Here is a 3199-nt window from a genome sequence, read left to right as displayed (position 1 = left end):
CTGAACGTAACTCCCCCATGTGACGCTGGCTGTCTGCTGCGCGATGTCACAGATGGCTGGGGCTGTCTCGTCTTGGAGTCAGACAGATTTTCGGCCACTGAAAGGTGACGGTCATGCGGGTGTTCGTGGCGGGCGGAACCGGGGCCATCGGCAGACGGCTGGTGCCACAGCTCGTGGCGCGAGGCCATCAGGTGACGGCGACGACGACGGGCGCGGACAAGCTGAGGCTGCTGGAGCAGCTCGGGGCTGAGGGCATCGTGATGGACGGGCTGGATGCGGCTGCGGTCGACGAGGCGGTGGCCAAGGCCAGGCCGGACACGATCGTGCACCAGATGACCGGACTCTCCTTCGCGCACGCCGGCAAGCCAAACTTCAGGCACCCCGAGCGGTTCGGCGCCGTCACCAATCGGCTTCGCGTCGAGGGGACGGACCATCTGCTGGCCGCCGCCGAGGCGAACGGAGTACCCCACATCGTGGCGCAGAGCGTCGCCACCTGGCCCGCGAACCGCGAGCGCGGATTGGTGACCGAGGAGGAGCAGCTGCCGCTGCCGGAGTTGCCGGCGAAGTTCCGCATGATGGCGGAGCCGCTCCACCACGTCGAAGGCGTGGTCGTCAACGCCGGCGGCGCTGCCCTGCGCTACGGCGGGTTCTACGGTCCAGGTGGCGGCGTCGAGGGCCAGATCGAGCTCGTGCGCAAGCGCAGACTTCCGATCATCGGGGGCGGCACCGGCTGCTTCTCGTGGGTGCATGTCGACGATGCGGCGAGCGCTACCGTCCTTGCCGTGGAGAACAAGGCGACGGGCGTGTTCAACATCGTCGACGACGAACCGGCAGCGGTCAGCGAGTGGCTGCCTCATCTGGCCACGTGCGTGGGGGCGAAGCGGCCGCTGCGGATCCCCACGTGGCTGGTCCGGCCGCTGGCGGGCGACATGGGGGTGGCGATCATGACCGAGGGGCGTCCCTTCTCCAACGCCAAGGCCAAACGGGAGCTCGGCTGGGAGCTGCGCTATCCCACGTGGCGCGAGGGCTTCAAGGAAGAGGGCTGACATGACCAGGCTGGAGGAGTTCGAGGAGCTGCGGCCGCTGCTGTTCTCGATCGCTTACCGGATCCTCGGCAGCGTGTCCGAGGCCGAGGATGCGGTCCAGGAGACGTGGCTACGGTACGAGTCCTCCCCGACACAGCCCACGTCGGCCAAGGCATTCCTCTCGGCCGTGGTGACCCGGATCTCGATCGACGTGTTGCGATCGGCACGCGTCCGGCGGGAGACGTACGTCGGGCAGTGGTTCCCCGAGCCGCTTCTCACCGACCCCTATGAGGATCCGTCGCGGTCGGCGGAGCTGGCCGACTCGGTGTCGATGGCGGCCCTGTTGCTGCTCGAGCGGCTCAGCCCGCTCGAGCGGGCGGTCTTCGTGCTGCGCGAGGTGTTCGGTTTCGGCTTCCCCGAAGTCGCGTCGGCGGTGGGCAGGTCGGATGCGGCGTGCCGCCAGCTTGCGGTCCGGGCGCGACGCCACATGGACGCGGGACGCCCTCGGTTCGAGGCGGACCGCAGGGAGCGGGAGGCGCTGGCGGCGCGGTTCTTCGATGCGCTCAGGGAAGGCGACGTCGAGGGCCTGCGGGAGCTGCTCGCCGCTGACGTCCAGGTGATCGGAGACGGCGGCGGCAAGGCTCCAGCGTTCGCCAAGGGCGTGATCGGCGCGGACAACGTGGCACGCGTGCTCGAGTCGCTCATCCCGGTGCTCGCCATTCTCGACGCGAGAGTGGAGCCACACGAGATGAACGGCCAGCCGGGCGCGATCCTCCGCGACAGGGACGACAAGGTGATCAACACCATGACGCTCGACGTACTTGATGGTCGGATCCAGACGATCCGCGCGGTGAGCAACCCGGACAAGCTCCGGCACGTGGGTCCGGTGGCCGACGCCAGGGCGCTCGCCCGCGAGGCGCTGCAGGCTCGCCGGCGGACGTGACCCCTTCCAGTTCTAGTCGCCGAGCTCCTTGCGGCGCCGCACGACATACTCCTCGAGCTCCTGGCGGATGGCGTCGTCGAGGGGCGGGGGCTCGTAGGCCTCGAGGGTGTCGGTGTAGATCTTCTCGGCGCGGTGGGCCGCGTCGATGCCGCCGCCGCGCATCCAGCGCTCATAGTTCTCCGAGGACGAGAGCAGCGGACGGTAGAAGCAGGTGCGGAAGCGCTCCATGGTGTGCATCGCGCCGAGGAAGTGGCCGCCGTGGCCGACCTCCTCGTGCGCGCCGAACGCCATCGACTCCTCGGTGATCTCCAACGGTGTGAACTCGGCCTGCATCATCTGCAGGATCTCGATGTCGACGATGAACTTCTCGTAGCCGGCCACCAGGCCGCCCTCGAGCCACCCGGCCGAGTGCATCACCCAGTTCGCTCCCGCGAGGAAGGTCGGCAGCATCGTCATCAGTGCCTCGTACCCGGCCTGGGCGTCGGGCACCTGCGACGACGTCAGGCCGCCGCCGGTGCGGAACGGGAGCCCGAAGTGCCGCGCGATCTGGCCGGTGCAGAGCAGGCCGATGCCCGACTCGGGAGTGCCGAACGTCGGCGACCCGGACTGCATGTCGATGTTGGACAGGAACGACCCGAAGATCACCGGTGTGCCCGGGCGGATCAGCTGGGAGAGCGCGATGCCCGACAGCGCCTCGGTGATCTGCTGCACCAGCGCGGCCGGGATGGTGACCGGCGACATCGCGCCCATGAGGATGAACGGCGTCAGCACTACCGGCTGGCCCGCCGCGGAGTACTCGAACTGGGCCTCGAGCATCCGGTCGTCCCACTTCAGAGGCGAGTTGCAGTTGATCAGCGAGATCGACGCCGGTGTGTGCTCGATCTTGTCGCGCCCGCCGAACAGGATCGAGCCCATGGCGATGGTGTCGGCCGCATTGACGCCGGAGACCACGTTGCCCATGTAGATCTTGTCGGTCAGGGTCTGCAGCGCGTACGTCATGTCGAGGTGCCGGCTGTCGAGCGGGGTGTCGTTCGGCTCGCAGATCACGCCACCGGCGGAGTCGAGCACCGAGTAGCTCTGGGCGAGCCGGGTGAAGTTGCGGAAGTCGTCCATGGTGGCGTCGCGGCGCACGTCGCCCTGACGCACGAACGGCGGGCCGTACACCGCGCCGAAAGCCATCGAGTCGCCGCCGATGTGGACGTTGTTCTCCGGGTTGCGCGCCTGGACGTCG

At 68.6% G+C, this 3199-nt stretch carries 3 protein-coding genes; 2 read left to right on the top strand and 1 reads right to left on the bottom strand.

The features are described 5' to 3' along the window. The first annotated feature begins 113 nt into the window (after positions 1-113). The gene (locus ACRDPN_RS11070; RefSeq protein ID WP_431447602.1) at positions 114-1046 is read left to right on the top strand and encodes an NAD-dependent epimerase/dehydratase family protein; all 933 of its coding nucleotides are present in this window, start codon (positions 114-116) and stop codon (positions 1044-1046) included. 1 nt (position 1047) lies between these two features. Next, positions 1048-1968 carry an RNA polymerase sigma-70 factor gene (locus tag ACRDPN_RS11065; protein WP_431447599.1) on the top strand — a complete coding sequence of 307 codons (921 nt, stop codon included), beginning with the start codon at positions 1048-1050 and terminating at the stop codon, positions 1966-1968. 12 nt (positions 1969-1980) lie between these two features. Here the strand turns inward: ACRDPN_RS11065 and ACRDPN_RS11060 are convergent. Continuing rightward, positions 1981-3199: trimethylamine methyltransferase family protein (locus ACRDPN_RS11060; protein WP_431447596.1), on the bottom strand; the 1219-nt coding region annotated here is incomplete at its 5' end.

It is taken from the genome of Aeromicrobium sp., from assembly GCF_050700635.1.
Classification (GTDB): domain Bacteria; phylum Actinomycetota; class Actinomycetes; order Propionibacteriales; family Nocardioidaceae; genus Aeromicrobium.
The sequence above is the reverse complement of the archived record's forward strand: the minus strand, read 5'-3'. Positions and strand labels throughout refer to the sequence as shown.